The organism is Aquimarina rubra (genome assembly GCF_042684305.1).
In the GTDB taxonomy this organism is placed as follows: Bacteria; Bacteroidota; Bacteroidia; order Flavobacteriales; family Flavobacteriaceae; genus Aquimarina; species Aquimarina rubra.
The window spans coordinates 983713-1001126 of sequence record NZ_JBHULE010000019.1 but is presented as its reverse complement, the minus strand read 5'-3'; the positions used below and the strand labels follow the sequence as shown (position 1 = coordinate 1001126).

The window sequence follows — 17414 nt, the reverse complement described above, 5'->3', positions numbered from 1 at the left end:
ACAATAAAAGACAATGTATGTTCTATATACCTATAACCTCGATCCAAATCCTCTGTCCAAATAAGGGAAATAACATAAAAAATAAAAAGAAAGCAAAAGGGAAACAATTTTATAAACAAATCCTTTAGCTTAGTTTTTTTTATGTCTTTAAAATCATAATACCATATTGATCCAACTATAAAAAAGATTATTGAAATACTAACCATACTCAATGAATACAGCGGCAATAATGCTGGAGCATATTTAAAATATTGGCTTATCTTTTTTATCTTCATAAAAATCTCAAAAAAGTATCCTCTGTCAATTTAGATTCTATACTATTATTTAATTTTTTTCATCTCTATCCTATTCATTTTTTGTAATCTATCTTTTCTGTAAAATATTGAAACCGGGATCGCTAAATACACCCAGATAAAAAGCATTATAAACGAAGGAAAAGCATTCAATGAGATTAATAAAGCTATAAGACCTCCTAAAATTGCAGGTTCTTTAATTTTAAGTGTTTTTACAAATATGGATAGAATAAATAAAAGATAAAAAAGAAGCCCAAAAAAACCATATTCACTCCAAACCTCCAAATAAACATTATTTGGAATTGGTCTCTGATTTTTTCTTTTGAAATACTGTTTTGCCCAATCACTCATGTTTTTTATTGTCGACGTAGCATCATTATAATGGTCATAATGCAAAGCATATTGTGCGGGACCAACTCCAAAAAACAAATTGTCTTTTCCAATATTAAAAGCAATTCTCGAAGTCAACAACCTATCAACTTTAGAGAAATTTTCTGTATTCAATTTACTACTATCTGAAAACAGTTTCTGTTCCATCAAACTATAATATTCTGTTTTGGTAAATAAAATACTGAGAAAAATTCCAATTGGTAAAAAAATCAGAAACTTGGTGAAAACTTTTTTGCGAAAAATTCTCTTATAATAAAACACACATAGAAAGATAAATGCTCCTACAATAGCAGCTGTAGACATTGAGGTAATAATCGATATGATTAAAAAAAATCCGATTTTGTAATGTTTCAAATAGAAAGCAATAGATGCAGAAACTAGTAGAAAAACTCCGTAATAGTTTCCTTCTAAAAATGTTCCACTTCTTATGAGCCCAAATCCTTCTTGTGGATTTTCATCCATACCAGGAAGTGCTATATACGGTATATCTAAAAATGATGATATAAATAGATACCACCCATATGAAGCCGCTGCAATTGCACCATAAATCCAAAACTTTAGCGCCGCAGGTCTTTTATTTAAATACCTTAACGTAGTAAAAAATAAAAATATATTTAAAATTACATATACCAGCCTTATAAAGCTATCACCGATTCTATTTATTCTGTAGGGAATAAGTTTTTCCGAATAATCGTAGTTCCAAACTAAATTAATCAAAAAAGAAAGAATTATGACACCTAAAAACAGCCATAGATAATGGTTCTCTATAACAAAATATTTATCCGCTTTTGTTACTTTTTTAGAATACAGCATATAAAAAAGTAAGAACAATAGTAGTAATTCGGATATTTTTAGAGGAAAAAAAATATCAATCGTAAGCGCTTTCGTAAAAGGAAGAAAGAACAAAATTCCTGCAAAAACACTAAGCGCTGTGATACCTGATTTCATTATCTGCTAATTACTATTCTAAAAGTTTTTAATATCGAATTATCTTATTAATATTCTAATGAAATAAGGTATCAATCTAAATTGAAATCTTCGCACTCTATTCATTATAATAAGGATACTGTAAAAATTGAAATGTATTCTATTTCTAAAATACTTTTCGAAAAAAATCTTTCTACTTTTAAAAGATTCTATCTCAGCAGTAAAGCTTCTTTTTTTATAATTCTTAGAACTGCCAATACTTTTACCTTCCTTATGATACACCAATGAATTTGGACACCAATCTACTTCCCAACTTTTTGATTTTGCTCTGTATGCCCAATCTAATTCTTCAAAATACAAAAAAAAGTCTTCGCTCAATATTCCAACATCCTTTAAGAATTCTCTAGAGACCAACATAGAAGCTCCTACCACGTAATCAATAGATCTATTTTTAACTTTTTGTTCAAAATTTTTAGTATTAAGCCCTTCGCCTACATGATTCGTTAAGAATGTCTTCGTGTTTAAAGCTCCGCCTATTGCTTGAATTATATTTGGCTGAAAATAATCTACCAAAACACTTCCTAAAATTCCAGTTTTTGCAGCCTTACCCTTTATGTAATCAAGTTGATTGATTAAAGATTTTTTCTCGACAACCGTGTCATTATTTAAAAGCCAACAAAACTGGAAATCATCTCTGTTTAAGGCATAGTTTAAAGCAATATTATTTCCAGCTGAAAACCCTTTATTTTCAACTGCTTTGATAACTACCAGCGTATGATCGAAATACTGAATTTTAATTTGCTCCTCGGAAACAACTATATACTCTAAAGGTTTTTTAATTAAGGGGTAAACTAAATCCGTAAACTGCGTCTCTATTTCGAAATTCTTCTCGCCACTCGCCCAATTTTCAATTTTTTGTAAGGATTCTAAGGTGGGAGAATTATCTACTAACAATATCTGAAAGTTTACATTTTCTAGTTTAAAAACACTTTCCAAACACTCTATTGTATCCTTCCAACCTTTATAATTAAGTAGGACTATGTAGATTTTATTTTTCAACCTGTACTATTTTGGATATTCGAAAAGATAAAATAAAGCCATATCATTTAGAAAAAATAAAAGTAGCTTGATCTCCTTTTTTTATTTTATTAAGTTTTCTTGAAACTAATGAATAATATAATCTTTTAGGGGAAAATCTTTTAAAAAACGGAATATTGACTTGGTCCTTTAACGGAATATCTTTAGCATAATTCTGACTAGCTGTAAATTGAATCGCCATAGAATCGAAAAAAACATCCTGCATCCTAAGGTTTTGGTTGACAGACAATAGATTCATTCCTCTTAGCGAAGGGATAAATAGATGTCTCGGTGCATCTATCTGAAACCAATTATTCTTAAATTTTTCAAAAGCATGTGATGAACTAATCGGAACTCTTATAATCAATCGTCCATTTTCATTTAATAATTGTTGTACCTCTTGTAATTGTTGACTTGGATTTTCCATATGCTCTAACACATGGCTCATCATAATGATATCATACTTTTTCTCTTCTTCTAATAAGTCCCTTAGCGAGGCTTTTTTGATAACAATATCTTTAGTAATAATATCATTAGCGACATAAGGATCAACTCCGTACAACTTTGTAAAACCCTGCTTTCTTAATTTATGAAGTAAAATCCCACCGCCACAACCGACATCTAATATCTTGGTTGTTTCCTTGTTAGGGTTGCACTTTTCTATTGCTTTAAAATTAGCATCTAACCCGAAGAAAATACTAAACATTGAGCCTAAAAAACTATTGTTCCCCAAACTGTATTCTTCAACCTTAAACTTTACCCAATTCTTAAAGCCGTTTTGTTTTTCTTCTACAAACGAATAATAATCATTTGGATAATAATCACCCAAGTTTTCCGGAATATTCTGAAGTGTTAAACTACCGCAATCGTTACAAACTAAATATTGAAAAACGTGCTTAGTTCCAAACATCATTTCTCTAACATCTATTATTTCGTTTTGTTTGCTATCACAAACTTCGCATCGGGTCTTTGGCACAATAATTTAGTTTAACGAAAGAAAATTAGCTTTTCCTATATTCTTTATAATACAATAACAGCAAGGATACTACATAACTAAATTCTACGAAAACAATTGTGTAAAACGCTCCTTTTGCTCCATAAAATTTTGATAAAGCCAAACAAGTAATAAACCCAACTATAGGGACAAATAGAAATGTTGTCATAATAGCCTTTCTTTTATCCATTGCCACTAGTAATAAATAAAAAGGGCAATTGAAAAGAACGATTACAATTCCGACACATGCTGTTTGAAGCAAATGTATGGATAAATCAAAGTAATCTTTTATAAAATATTGAACTATCTCCTGTTGAAAATTGAGGACCACTATTACAGTAATAAGTACAAAGCCAACCACAAAAACATAGGTGTTTTTTATAGTTTGAATAGCATTCTTTAATGACTCTTCCACAGCAAATGATACTCTTGGTAACATTAGGTTGATATAGATAGAAAAGGGAGCCCGAATAACATTATAGATTTTTTCTACTGCTGCAAAAACACCTACTATTTCCACAGTAACGAAAAAACTGAGAATTATGGGATATAGACTCGTAGAAATGTAGATACTTATATTAGAAATAAAATAATGTATACTTTCGTTAATCTCTGATACAAAGTCTGAAAAAGTAAATTTTATAGCAGGGAGTGAAATTCTTCTTTTAATTAAATACAAAGAAAAGAGTCCGGCTACCAAAATCCCTATTCCAAAAATAAAGTTGATGTAAATATAGTCTTCCGGGTTTTTTACGAATAAAAAAATTCCAAGTAAATATATTGTTTTGTTCAATATTGTTATACCGCTTAGTGGTTTGATCATTTGAAGACCTTGAAGTACCCAATTCAGATTGAGAATAGAAGATAATGGAATTATCATAGAAAGCGAAAACAACACACAATGCTCTCTAAGGTACGGAACCAATAAAACAAGTAAACCAGATAGCAAAAGTAAACCTAAAAAAAGTATAAACTTAGTATAAATTGCCTTGATAATAATTCTTCCCTTTTCTTCATCAGAATTACTTTTAGACAGACTATTAACTCCTGATATTGTATACCCGTAATCAATGATCAATGACGAAAAAAAAGTTGCAGAAAATGCTATGACTGACAATCCATAATTATTCAACCCTACTGTCTTAATAATATATGGAATAATAACTATAGGAACTAATAAGGAATATGCGCTACTGAGTCCAAGGAAAACTGATCCTGAAAAAAAGTATTTTAGTTCATTGGATAGTTTTTTCATTTAGTTAAAATCTTTAATAAAAGTTTTATCTTAAATATTTAGTAAAAAATAAGAGATCCATATAAAACATCGGGATTAGTTCAACTAATTATTTTCAATGCGCTACCCTTTTGAAAAAAAGTTTCGCTAATAAGCTTTTTCTTCTCCCCTAATCGCGTTCAATGCGGTTAAAATGACTATTTTAATATCCAATAATAAAGACCAGTTTTCCACATAAAAGATATCGTATTTTACTCGATTTATAATGTCTTTGTTTGTTTCAATTTCTCCTCTGAAGCCACTTACTTGAGCTAGTCCAGTTATTCCGGGTTTCACAAAGTGCCTCACCATAAACTTATCAACTTTTTGAGCAAAATCTTCGTTATGTTTCACCATATGCGGTCTAGGACCTACTACAGACATATCACCTTTTAACACATTAATAAACTGGGGTAATTCATCAATACTAGTCTTTCTGATAAACTTTCCTATTTTAGTGACTCTCGCATCTCCTTTAGTTGTCTGCCTACTACTAGTACTGGGTTTCATAGAACGATATTTATAGCAATAAAACTCTTTATAGTCTAATCCATTTCGCTTTTGCATGAAAAACACAGGACCTCTTGATTCTATCTGTATCAAAAGAAAAATTAAGGGTGTTAGCCAAGATAATATAAACACCATCACAAATAGAGATAACAGAATATCAAATATTCTTTTTACAAACTTATTAATCGGATCATCCAAGGGGATTTCTCTAAATGATAATACTGGGATATAACCGTAGTAATCAAAACTAAGTTTCTTAGTGAAAATATCCTTGTTGTCGGGTATAAATTTAAGTACCTTAAGATTATTATCCGTAAAATTAACTATTTCTCGTAGCTGTTTGTTAGTGAGCTCAGCTACAGAACAGTATATTTCATCTACATCATTTTCAACAATATAATTAAAGCAATTATTCAAAGTGAAATTCTCTTTTTCGACGCAGAATTTCTTTAGAAACTTATACCCAAAATCACTTCTTTCTTTAAAGGTTTCTATAAGTTGATTTGTTTTTTGGTTGTCTCCAATAACCACCACATTTCTGAAGTTGCCTCCTAGTACTTTTCTATATTTATTTAAAAGAAATAGTAATAAGTATTTGGCAAATGAAACTGAAAGAAATGACATAAAAAAGTACTTTGTCAAATCGAGTCTACTAATCTCCGGTTGCTTAAAAAATCCTATGAAAGCGAAAAGGATTAAGGCAAAAATTATAAATTGTCTCAATAAAGAGGACAAAGTTTGAATAACCTTAGAGAATCTCTTCGTTTCATAAAACCTTGTAGTAGTTGATAAAATGATCCAGCATGTTGAGACGTATACAGAAAAAAGTAATACAGAACTCGACACAATATTTAATATAAGAATATTTAATATAGCTAAATCAACCAATATAAAAATTGGTTTAATCAAGATTGAATAGCCTCTTTTTTTTGAATTCATTCACATAGATTTAGTACCTAATTATCATCTTAACTGGAAGACATTTATAATGTCTATATTTTTATACAATTTTTACGAGACTCTATCTTTTAAAAATCATATCGTATATAAATAAAAATAAAGATTTAGGATAATAAATAAAATATCTTTTTATAAGATAAGGTTCGTCAATAATTCTGTATAACCACCTAAGGTTATATTTATCAAAAACAGTCGGATAATATTGAATACCTTGTGCCGTTTGGTGAATAAAGCCTCCACAAGTAAATCCAGATCCTTTCCAACCCAATTCTTTCAATGATAACAAAAACTCTTCCTGAAAAGGTGTCCCCATTCCAACTACTATAAAATCCGGATTCTTTTCTTTGATTAACGTTAATACGTTTCGCTTTTCTTGCTCATTATCAAAGTATCCATTTCTATACCCTAAAATTTTGAGATTATAATATTTACTTGAAACTTCATTAACAAATAAATTAATCGCACTATCTGTAGATCCAATAAAATATATTGATTTGTTATTAACTGAACAAAACTCGAAAACTTTTGGAGCCAGAGAAGTCATATCAAAACTAGTCCTTTTTACTTTGATACCAAATAATCTAAACCAAATAACCAACAGAATTCCATCTATATATACTTTGTTAAATTTATTAAATAAATCAGGATTTTCCCTATATTTTAAGTAACTGTAGGGGTTCAGAAATGTATTTATTCCTATTATATCTACTTGTTCTTTTGCGGAACTGTTAAGTACTAATTTTTTTAGTTTATTCATTAATGCAATAGTACTTTTTATTTTAAAAACTCATTATTATATTTTAATAATTCATTTTCCTCAATTTCTCTAATAATTAACTCTTGAACCCATATATTACCTTCACTATTATATTGACCTATTCTTATTTTTAAAAACTGATCACTAATGTAAGGGATTTTTACTCTCGCAATTCTTAACTTAGAATAAGGCATTTCTAGAAAATCCTGAAAATTCTTAGAACTAAAAGAAAAGCTTCTGTTTTCAAAAGTATTATCATTTTTTACGAAATGAAGCATAAATTTATCATCAAGATTTCTATCCGATTGAACTATAAAGTAAATATATGTATCACTTAATAAAATATAATCCCCCCATTTATTTTTAAAAAACTTACCTGTTTTTAAAGACTTCTTGAAATCTTCATCAAGAATATTCAAATTAATTTGTTCTTTAAACTCATTCTTGTACCTTTTAGAAGAAGTTAGGATTTTATCCTTTATAATTTGTCTTACCCATACATTAGAAGGTTCTCCTTTATCATTTCTTATATACTGCCCAATCCTAACCGATTCAAAATCTACATTTGGAAAATCTTTTTGTATAACTACTAAATTTTTGAAAAGATTAAGTTCTGAACTCTTAATCATCCCAGGTTCAAAATTAAAGTCTCTATTTACAAAGCCCTTGTCTTTTTTTATGAAATGTAGCAAAAACATATTTTGGACTTTATCTAAGCTGCTGGATAAAACAAAAATCTTTTCTTGATAAATGATTATTCCTAAATCGTCATTAATTTGTTCATAATAACCATTTACAAGTGCTCTTTTCAATATCTTATCAAATGAAGTTAACGATTTTTTAGATTCGTCATTTTTTTGATTTTTACAAGAAAATAAAACACAGATCAAAATAATAAGCAGGCTTTTAGGTTTCATCATTTTAGAAGCAATTTTAGAAGAATCATATTTTGTTTTGGTGATAATCTTAAATAATTATACTTTGTGCAAAAGTATGAAGTTTAACTTATGTTGAAAGGTATTTTGTTTAAAAATGGATATACTCAATATTTTTTAGCTCTAATATTTCTGTCGGATATATTAACTCGTATTTATATTGATCAAGAGATATTTGTTTCAAAATATATAAAAACACTTATAACAATAGTTATTCTTTGTATTTTATTTGTTAAAACAGAGAGGAAATTAATCTTTACTCTTTGCATCTCCTTCGTTATTCTAATTATTGGGCTTTATAGTAAATCTTTCGATTTTGTTTTAAAAAATGTTGCTCAATTTTTAAAATACTATTCTGGAATTCTTTTTTTTTCTATCTTAATTACGCAAGATAATAATGAGATTTACAGAAAATATTTGGAGACAATTTTTATTCTATTCTCTTTAAATATACTAACTGCTGCAATATTTGAAATACAATACTTACAAACATACCACTTCTCCGAAAGATTTGGTTATATGCCTTTATTTAGTTCTCAAAACGAGTATTCTTTTATTGCTATTACTTCAATTGTTTTTTTTTATCAAAAACTGTTGCACAAAAGCTCTGTAAAAAATGTGCTATTGCTTTGTATTACAGTTATAGCTTCATTATTAGTAGGCACAAAGGTGTTGTATTTGTTTATTTGCTTATGGTTTTTATATATCCTTTTTAATTCGCTCGGAAAAATCAAAAGCATTTTTATTATCAGCATACTTATCCTCATTATATATTTCACTAAATCTTATTGGATTGTTTTTTTAGAAACTTATTTCAAACCTATTATATATATATATCGAGAAAAAGGATTAATAGACAGTCTTTCCAGTTTAAGAGTTTCGTTTTTTGAAAATCGCTTTAATTTACAAATGGAAGAATTCGAAACAATAAATTATTTGTTTGGAGGACAAAATTTATTGTTCAAAACGGAAATGTCAATTATCGATATCGTTTTATTTTTTGGGGTTTTAGGTGCTGTTTTGTATTTCTATAATTACTGGAAGTTTGTAATAAAATTCCTTTCTTTAAACAGAGTATCTATTTTTTATGGCTGGTCGGTTTGTATTTTATCTTTTATAGCTGGATACTATTTTGAGAGTTATTCGGCACAAATCTATTCGGTTAGCTTTCTTTACATATATTATTTTAAGCCAAACTAGATTTTTGTTTAGTTAATGCCCTTCCTATTTTAATGAATTTATATTCAATCAATTCATAAATCACTATACTAATTAAAAAAGTCGTAATTATACTTATACCAATAAACATCTCGGGCTGTATAGATTTATTAAAATATTCTATTGTTTTAAACTTATTAAGGTACCAAAAAACTATGGGGTGGATTAGATAAACGGTATAGGAGATATGTCCTAATTTACTTAAAATCTTATTTATCCATTTACTTAAAGGAAAATCCATAAGCAAAAAAACAATAGTTATAACAAAACACAAGCTAGCAAACAACAATCTATTCCAATCAACTAACAAATTAATTCTATTACCGGAAACTGGATAAAAAACAAGTATTAAAACTGTTACAAATAACAAAAACAAGCTAATTAAGTTGTTTCTATAACTACCAATTAGTTTACCAATCAAAATCCCACCTGAAAAAAGAAAGAGTTGATTCAATGGGTTTATATATATACTCCATTGTTTACCAAGAGTTTGATTAACATCTAAATAAAAAAAAGCAAAATATATCGCCACAAACAAAGAGGCAATAAAAAAAGCTTCAACAAAAAACTTAATCTTTTTAGCAAAAAGAATAATTAGAGGAAAAAAAGCATAAAAAACCAATTCGTTGCCTATTGACCAAGCCCCTGTTGATATATATTTATCATGAGCTAGAAATCCAAACAATCCCGATATATTTAACCAAATTGTTTTAATATCAAAAGTCTTGTTCAATAAAAAAATCGTTAAAAAAATACTTATCCACAATAATGGATATATCCTAAAAAACCGTTTAATAGTAAAGTGTAAAATAGTATCTATAGTCAGTCTTTTACTGTAAACAACATAAAGGGTTAATCCACTAAGTACATAAAACGTAGAAACACCGTAAATGCCAAGTATACCCAAAAATGATTCACTACCATAACTACCGTAAGTCCATGAGAAATAGTGGTAAATCATAATCCCTAGTGCCATTAAACCTCTAAGGTAGTCTAATGAGTCAATTCTGTTTTCCATTCTAGATACGTGTTATATACTACAATTACCACCTATGATATCCTGTATTGATGGATTAAAATAGTCGCTGTCGTATGAATCAATTGTTAGAGACCCCGTAAAATTTCCTTCTGAGAATAATGGCCTAAGACCACAATAATCTGTCAATCTTGGATTAAAAGCAAAAAAAACATTACCTGACACTGTATTAAGTTCAGATAAAAAATCGAGATTAATAATCCCTGTTTCAATTATATGTATACTTCCTGTCATTTGGAGCTTATTGAAACCTCTTGGTGCAGTCTGGTAGATGAAAAGACCCCCTTGTATTTCTATTAATTTTTCAAAAATTATTGGGTCAGAATCCATTTGATAACATCCATGTAGATCCAATTCACCCCCTACAGTTTCTAATCTTTCAAACGCATTAAAAAGATGGGCTTCAAATAAGGTTAGATCTCCTTCGACTTGTTTTATGTAAGGAAATAAAGCGACTTCTTGGTTTCTATGAGAACCTTCGATTTTTAAGTTTCCTGAAATTATTTCTATGTCGGCTAATGGGCTTAAGTCATTTATTTGAATACCTCCCTGACCTACATTTTCAATTAATAAGGTAACATCCCCCTGGATTTCTTTAAATCTGTTTGTACCAAAACGATCTATTTGACTTTGTGAAACAAAATAAAGATCATCTACCAGTACATCTCCACTTAATGTAGTAAAAGAAGTTTCGAAAGGATCTGATATTGCATTACCGTCATCAATCTGGACACGTAAATTGTAAGTGGTGCCCTCTGATAAATTATCCAAAAAGCCATTAGAATCTATTAAGTTATCGTTCAAATAAACAATATACTCTTTTTTATAACCTCCAGAATTCTCAAAATCAACCGAAAATCTAGCGTAAAATTTTCTGGATCCAACGGTAATATTATTAATTATTGGTACAACTTTATCCTCTTGAGTAGAAGTCCAAAAAAAACTTTCTTTCCTTTGCCCCTCCTGATCTACAGCTACAACTTTTCCTTTCCATTGCGTATTATGTTCTAAGTTTTCAATCTTATAAAAGAAACGAAAATCAGGATCTGATTGATAGGGACTACTCACTTGTTGTTCAGAAAGTGCAGATGCGATCTGTACAAATTCCGCATTCTGTTCATTCTTAGCAATATAAATATCATATTTTACAATAGAGTTTTCAGGGTCAGTAGATTCTGTCCATCTGATCGATAAACTATTAATACCAGCACTAATAGCCTTAGCGTCAAAATCCCGTGGTGGCAGGTTATCTAATGAATCATCAGAACTGCAACCAACAATAAATAATAGCAGCAGGCACAAAATCATATTTAAATAAAACTTCATCATATATTATTTTTAAATCTATCCTATATTTACTTTCAGTGTATTATGTTTTATAAACAAGTAGGGTAACATAAAACTATAGAAGTATATTCCCATTTGACGATAGAGCAAGTTTTCTGTTATTAAAAATAGAAGAAAAATAATATACACTGATAAAAACACATAATTCTTTCTTTTTAAAGCAAGAAAAAACAAAAACAAAACACTGATTAAAAACAAAAATAAACCTACCAATCCAAACTCATAAAGTATTTGCAAATATTGATTGTGTAAATTTTTTGTCGCTATTCTTTTGGCTGCTTCGGCAAATGAGAAATCCACAAGTTCATCCTTTAACAGTTCCTTTTCTATTTTCCATCTGAAAATAGTTTTTTGTGATTCGACACCATAACCCAATAAAGGTTTTTCTTTAATTTGGTCCACCGTTTTGGTCCAAAGCCAGATTCTCTGAGAAACTCCATCCTCCTCAAAATTGCCTATATTTAGCGATTCCCTATCTTTAAATAATTCTTTTACCCTCAGATTATAATTGGTAGAATACGTTATTCCTAACACCAATGAAAACAACAATGCTACTGCAAAGATCCCTTTCCAATTACCAAATGATTTAATCAGAAAAATTGATATTAACAAAAAGAAAATTAAGATTGCCATTTTCGTTTCTAATAAAATCAGAAAAATTGTAAAAAGTAAAGCAATCGACAATTTAAATCTTAATGTTATAAGCGGCAAAGTATCATCTTTCAATAAAATGATGGCACATAGGATATAAAGGGAATAATAGGTAGGATGTAAATGCATATATGAGCTCAGATTGTAGTAAAAAAATGAGGAAAAATCATTGCCTGTCTTAAAAAAGGTTATAAGAGCTAATAATAATGATACTAAGCACGAAAGAGTAACGCCCAAAATAAAAGCGACACTAATATTAAGCCTTTTTAGTTTATTTGCTATTCTTGGAATAGAAATCAATATCGGAATAACAACAATCGGTAATATTCTGGATATAATTTTAAACCCTCTATTAATCTCTAATGAAAAGGGAACATAAATAACATACATAAAAAATAGCACTGAAAAAAGTAATAGCCCTCCATGTATTGACTCTCCAAACCACTTTTTTTCTTTAATCAAAAGAAATATACTGGCAGCTATAAAAACACCCAAGGCTACGGAAGATAAGAAAGGAAATAAAGCAATAGAAAAAGCATAAAAATATGCTGATAAATTAAATGCCTTTTCCATATTCAAGTCTTTTTTAATTGATCTTCATCACTATCTCCATTATTGAAATATTGTATTATTAATATAGATATCATAAAAAGGTTGAAAATCATATTAGAATAAAACAATAACATGAAAACTAAGGAAACAAAAAGTGTATTTTTATTCTTGGTACCAATCTTATAAAAGAAATAAATAAAAAGTAAAAAACCGACAACTCCCCAATCATTTAGTATTCTTATATAATCATTATGGGGCATTAAATCGTGATCAAATTTTGCTCTTATAAAATTTCTAGAAAACTCATTCCCCTTTCCCAGCATTCTTTCAATCCAATTACCATTAATGAAATTATCCTCTATTAGAGAATATAAGTAAAATCTCAAATTAAAAGAAGAATCTTGTGAATTTTCATATCTTAAAGTTACTAATGAAGGAAACCATTCTGTAACTCTAGTATATAAAAAATAAATAAACAATGTTGTCATCAAAAAAATGACAAATACTCTTTTTATAGTGAACCATTTTTTATAATTCATTAAAACCCTAAGTAATGGATAGACTAACAAAAATAGTAGAATCAACCTTGTTTTTGTTAAATAAACTAGATATAGAACGACTACATAAATGGCCATAGACTTAATAGAAAACAGCCGTTTTTTGTTTGCGAAAATTATATAAATTGCCGAAATTATGCCGGAAAAAATAGTTGGGGACCCTATAAATCCGGAAAACCTGTCTCCTTTTACATATCCTTGCTCTAAAAAAATAAATGGTATAGCTAGTACAATATAAATAAACAGGAAGTTATCAAAAAAAACATCTTTCCTAACCAGATAATTGTCTTTGTCTTCAAAAAATAAAAACAGAAACAATGTATATACCAAATAAAATACAGGAAGGGAATATCTAAGACTTGTAAAATTAAATATCGATAAACAAATTAAGAGCAATAATGCTAAAATAACATTTCGATTATTAATTGTTATTTTACCCTTAATCAAAACACTCAAAAAAATTGCTAAAAATACACCAAAGAAAAATGGTGCTGTAAAAGCAAAACCATTCTTTCCCAAAAAAACAGGAAAAAGAAGAAGAATCGGATAAAATAGCACAAGAAGAAAAACGGTAAAGGGCAATTTTTTAATTCTCAATTTGATCTGTGCTAAATTTATTAATTGGTATATATTTCATTTCTTCTGAAAATTCAATCGGACATTTTTTACGAGAACCTATTGTAATCAATTTATTTGGTGGGTATTTTTTATCTAATATATCTATAATAATCGATGAAAAGAAATTAAAGATTTGTTCATACTCAAAATAATCAATTTCTTCTCCAGAAACACTTTTATCTAAAATAGTTACGTTTTTTATTTCACTAAGTTCACTAATCAATACCTCACTATTTTCTCTGGGATGCGGTTTAATAACAAGTTTTTTTCCTTTTTGATCTAAATACCCAGCAATTATTTTAATAATATTAATCTTCACTTCGACTCTTTGCTTCGAATCTTGTTCTGGAAAAGAATATAAAAGACAGGTTCCTTTTGAAGGTGTTCTTTTATCATTGCTTGAAGTATTAAGAAAAAACTTTATGTAATTTAAATTTTTTCTTTTCTTATCCAACAGCTCAGGAACTCTTAAATAAATATCATTTATTTTTGGATGGCAACCTAATCTTTTAAAATAGTGTAATCTAATACCAAATAAAATAGGTGTTATCATTTTGTATGAAAATGATAACAAAAGGTCTTTGAATTTTATCTTTGAATAAAAACCAATCCCCTCTTCTATGGCTATTAATCTTCTGTTAGGGTAGTTTTTAGAAATTGTTTTATTAATGAGTATTTGAGTAAATATGTCCTTATCTGAGCATATCAGAACCTTAAGTTCATTCGAGAAAGCGTATTTCTTTTTTAATAGTTTAATTTCCTGTTTAATACTATTGACTTTATGTAAAGTACTCTTTAAAAGTCCAAAAGGATTATTAAATAGCTCTCTTCTTGAAAAACCATAACTTTTGAGTCTTTCAAAAGTCAAATATCTTCTATCAAAATCTACGTATTCACTAAACAATATTAACACATCTTCTCTATTTAACAAATCTGGGAATAGATGAAAAACCACTTTTTTATGAAAAGGTGTAACTATTAAAATTATATAATTGATCTTTTTCAAGTTCTATTTTTTTGATGCATTGGGTAAGCTTATCTTTATTATCTTCTTTTCAAATTTACGCTTTATAACAAAAAGAGTTATATTGCTTAAAAGCATAGCAAACGCAGATCCATAAATTCCAAAAAAAGGAATCAAAGAAAAATTTATTGCTAAATTAACCAGACATGCAATAAAGGTTGCAGTAAAAATCATTTTTTCTTTTTCTGCACCTACAATAACATAATGGCTAGTAAAACTAAAATTTAAAAACAAGGTGCTAATCAGCATTATATAAAACAAAAACATATTTTGATTAAGTTCTTCTTTTCCAATAAATTCTAGAAAAAAAGGCAGAAAGAAAAAAGAAGCAATTCCGTAAAATACAACAGCTAAAATTGTTTTTGTTTTAATAGTTTTTTGAGCGGCTCTAACCGCACCAAAGTTACTATTATAAACGCCCTTAATGATACTAGGATATAGGAATGAAATATACATTGTAAACACCACTACATTTACTACATTTACCAACTGAAAAAACACCGAATAAATTCCCAAGTCCTTTTTACTTGTAAACAAAACGATTAAATAACGATCAGAATATTCAATTATTTTTAAACATATCGTTGACAAAAACATAGTTGCTCCGACTATAACTCCTCTTTTTATCCATATTTTATCAACTTTTATTTTAAAAAAACTTTTTAGGTTCGGGAAAAAAATAAAACCTAACATTGCACATATGATTGCTGATATTAACCAAATGACCAAAATATTATTTAAATCAACTTGAAAGGGCTTCAGGAATAATAACCCTAGTACCAAAATAAGACACCATAGACCAGTTCTAATAAATAATAGAATGTTTGCCAATAAAGGTCTACCTAAAGCAATATAAGTTCTAAAAAACTCTTGTCCTAAATGTTCAAATAGTATGAGAACCAATAGGAGTTCAACACGAACAAATTCGATTGAAAAAATCTTAAAAAAAAACCAAATAGCTGGAAAAAGTACGCAATAACTCAATAAATAGAATGTTACAGAGTTTTTCAAGCAAAAAACCGCATCATACTCACCTTTTACTATCATTCTATTACTATGAACATAAAAATCAAATCCAAAAAGAATTACTAACAATGCTACAGAAGTAACAACCAAAGAATACTCTCCTTGAAATTCTAAAGATATTTCCTTAGTTAATAAAAATGTCAACAAAAATCTGGATCCTATCCCTACAAAACGAACAAGTAGTGTTATTACTTTTTCTAATCCAATTTTTCTAAGCACCAAACTATTTTTAAATTCATTTTTATACAATTATTCGATCATACTCCAATCTAAAGGAGACCCTGCTGTAATGTCTCGATTTGCTTTCTTACCAAGTACATCATAAAAGTATTTTGGGTGTAATCCTAAACCAGGTCTAACTGATTTCACATTATTCTTGGTAAGTACCTCACCTTTTTTAACCTTAGAAGATATAAACAAAGATCTTCCTCTAATTTTAGTGTCTTTTTGTTTTTCAGTCAATTCGTAACTTACAGAGCCTAATGCTTTTTCTAATTCACGAATTGATTTTACCATAAATTTGAATTCATCTGGTTCCATTGAAAAAGAAGAGTCCACTCCTCCTAAATTCCTATCCAGAATAAAATGTTTTTCCACTACTTTTGCACCAAGTGCCACTGCTCCTAAAGGAACTGTTGAACCCATCGTATGGTCAGACAACCCTACTTTTACATTAAATGTTTCTCTTAAATTAGGAATAACTTTAAGATTGACTTCTTCAAAAGGAGTAGGATAAGCAGAAGTACACTTTAATAATGTTATATCATTATTTCCTTCTTTTCTGCAAGCATTTACAGCCAATTCAATATCATTAAGATTAGCGATACCCGTTGATAAAATAATTGGCTTTCCCTTTGATGCAACATAGCTTATTAGCGGAATATCGGATATTTCTAGGGATGCAATTTTATACATTGGTACATGTAATTCCTCTAAAAAATCAACAGCTTTAAAATCAAAAGGCGAAGAAAAGCAAATCAAATCTAATTCATTGGCATATTCTAATAGTTTAGCTTGCCACTCCCAGGGCATGCTACCTTCAGTAAAAATTTCATATAAGGTTTTTCCTTTCCAGATTCCAGAATCTCTAGGTCCAAAATACTTGTTGTCAACATTTAACGTTATTGAATCTGCAGTATAGGTTTGAAATTTAACTGCATCAGCACCAGATTCTTTCATGGCATAAATAGTATCCTTAGCGAGCTGAAAATTATTATTATGATTAGCAGATAATTCTGCTATTATAAAGGTTTTGTCTGTTAACACCAT

The 17414-nt window shown here is 28.7% G+C and carries 15 protein-coding genes; 1 reads left to right on the top strand and 14 read right to left on the bottom strand.

What is annotated here, in order from left to right:
- Positions 1 to 320: 320 nt before the first annotated feature.
- From ACFSR1_RS12925 to ACFSR1_RS12895, 7 genes are all read right to left on the bottom strand, one after another.
- Positions 321 to 1631, bottom strand: a complete 1311-nt coding sequence (locus ACFSR1_RS12925) for an O-antigen ligase family protein (protein ID WP_378293118.1) — start codon at positions 1629 to 1631, stop codon at positions 321 to 323.
- Between the two features lie 39 nt (positions 1632 to 1670).
- A complete protein-coding gene (locus ACFSR1_RS12920) occupies positions 1671 to 2669 on the bottom strand; it encodes a glycosyltransferase family 2 protein (RefSeq protein ID WP_378293116.1) in 999 nt (332 codons plus the stop codon).
- A 43-nt stretch (positions 2670 to 2712) separates the two neighbouring features.
- Positions 2713 to 3663 carry a class I SAM-dependent methyltransferase gene (locus ACFSR1_RS12915; RefSeq protein WP_378293114.1) on the bottom strand — a complete coding sequence of 317 codons (951 nt, stop codon included), beginning with the start codon at positions 3661 to 3663 and terminating at the stop codon, positions 2713 to 2715.
- Positions 3664 to 3688: 25 nt separating this feature from the next.
- Positions 3689 to 4936 (bottom strand): oligosaccharide flippase family protein, encoded by a 1248-nt coding sequence (locus tag ACFSR1_RS12910; RefSeq protein ID WP_378293112.1) that lies wholly within the window; start codon positions 4934 to 4936, stop codon positions 3689 to 3691.
- A gap of 126 nt (positions 4937 to 5062) precedes the next feature.
- Positions 5063 to 6310 carry an undecaprenyl-phosphate glucose phosphotransferase gene (locus ACFSR1_RS12905; RefSeq protein ID WP_378294507.1) on the bottom strand — a complete coding sequence of 416 codons (1248 nt, stop codon included), beginning with the start codon at positions 6308 to 6310 and terminating at the stop codon, positions 5063 to 5065.
- A 175-nt stretch (positions 6311 to 6485) separates the two neighbouring features.
- On the bottom strand, positions 6486 to 7181 hold the full coding sequence (locus ACFSR1_RS12900; protein ID WP_378293111.1) for a WecB/TagA/CpsF family glycosyltransferase: 696 nt from the start codon (positions 7179 to 7181) through the stop codon (positions 6486 to 6488).
- 17 nt (positions 7182 to 7198) lie between these two features.
- Entirely contained in the window at positions 7199 to 8101 is a 903-nt protein-coding gene (locus ACFSR1_RS12895) for a hypothetical protein (protein ID WP_378293109.1), read from the bottom strand.
- Between the two features lie 87 nt (positions 8102 to 8188).
- Between ACFSR1_RS12895 and ACFSR1_RS12890 the strand changes: the two genes are divergently transcribed.
- On the top strand, positions 8189 to 9316 hold the full coding sequence (locus tag ACFSR1_RS12890) for a hypothetical protein (RefSeq protein WP_378293107.1): 1128 nt from the start codon (positions 8189 to 8191) through the stop codon (positions 9314 to 9316).
- Here ACFSR1_RS12890 and ACFSR1_RS12885 read toward each other — a convergent pair.
- The 7 genes from ACFSR1_RS12885 to pseI all read right to left on the bottom strand — a co-directional run bounded on the left by ACFSR1_RS12885 (position 9303) and on the right by pseI (position 17414).
- Positions 9303 to 10352: an acyltransferase family protein gene (locus ACFSR1_RS12885; RefSeq protein ID WP_378293105.1), complete on the bottom strand. Its 1050-nt coding sequence runs from the start codon at positions 10350 to 10352 to the stop codon at positions 9303 to 9305. The two genes, ACFSR1_RS12890 and ACFSR1_RS12885, sit on opposite strands and share 14 nt — an antisense overlap.
- A 12-nt stretch (positions 10353 to 10364) precedes the next feature.
- The gene (locus tag ACFSR1_RS12880) at positions 10365 to 11696 is read right to left on the bottom strand and encodes a fibronectin type III domain-containing protein (protein WP_378293103.1); all 1332 of its coding nucleotides are present in this window, start codon (positions 11694 to 11696) and stop codon (positions 10365 to 10367) included.
- An 18-nt stretch (positions 11697 to 11714) separates the two neighbouring features.
- Entirely contained in the window at positions 11715 to 12941 is a 1227-nt protein-coding gene (locus ACFSR1_RS12875) for an O-antigen ligase family protein (protein WP_378293101.1), read from the bottom strand.
- Between the two features lie 2 nt (positions 12942 to 12943).
- A complete protein-coding gene (locus ACFSR1_RS12870; protein ID WP_378293099.1) occupies positions 12944 to 13555 on the bottom strand; it encodes an O-antigen ligase family protein in 612 nt (203 codons plus the stop codon).
- Positions 13556 to 14063: 508 nt separating this feature from the next.
- Positions 14064 to 15101 (bottom strand): polysialyltransferase family glycosyltransferase, encoded by a 1038-nt coding sequence (locus ACFSR1_RS12865; RefSeq protein ID WP_378293097.1) that lies wholly within the window; start codon positions 15099 to 15101, stop codon positions 14064 to 14066.
- Positions 15102 to 15104: 3 nt separating this feature from the next.
- Positions 15105 to 16394: an oligosaccharide flippase family protein gene (locus tag ACFSR1_RS12860; RefSeq protein WP_378293095.1), complete on the bottom strand. Its 1290-nt coding sequence runs from the start codon at positions 16392 to 16394 to the stop codon at positions 15105 to 15107.
- Positions 16395 to 17414: a pseudaminic acid synthase gene (gene pseI, locus ACFSR1_RS12855; RefSeq protein WP_378293093.1), complete on the bottom strand. Its 1020-nt coding sequence runs from the start codon at positions 17412 to 17414 to the stop codon at positions 16395 to 16397.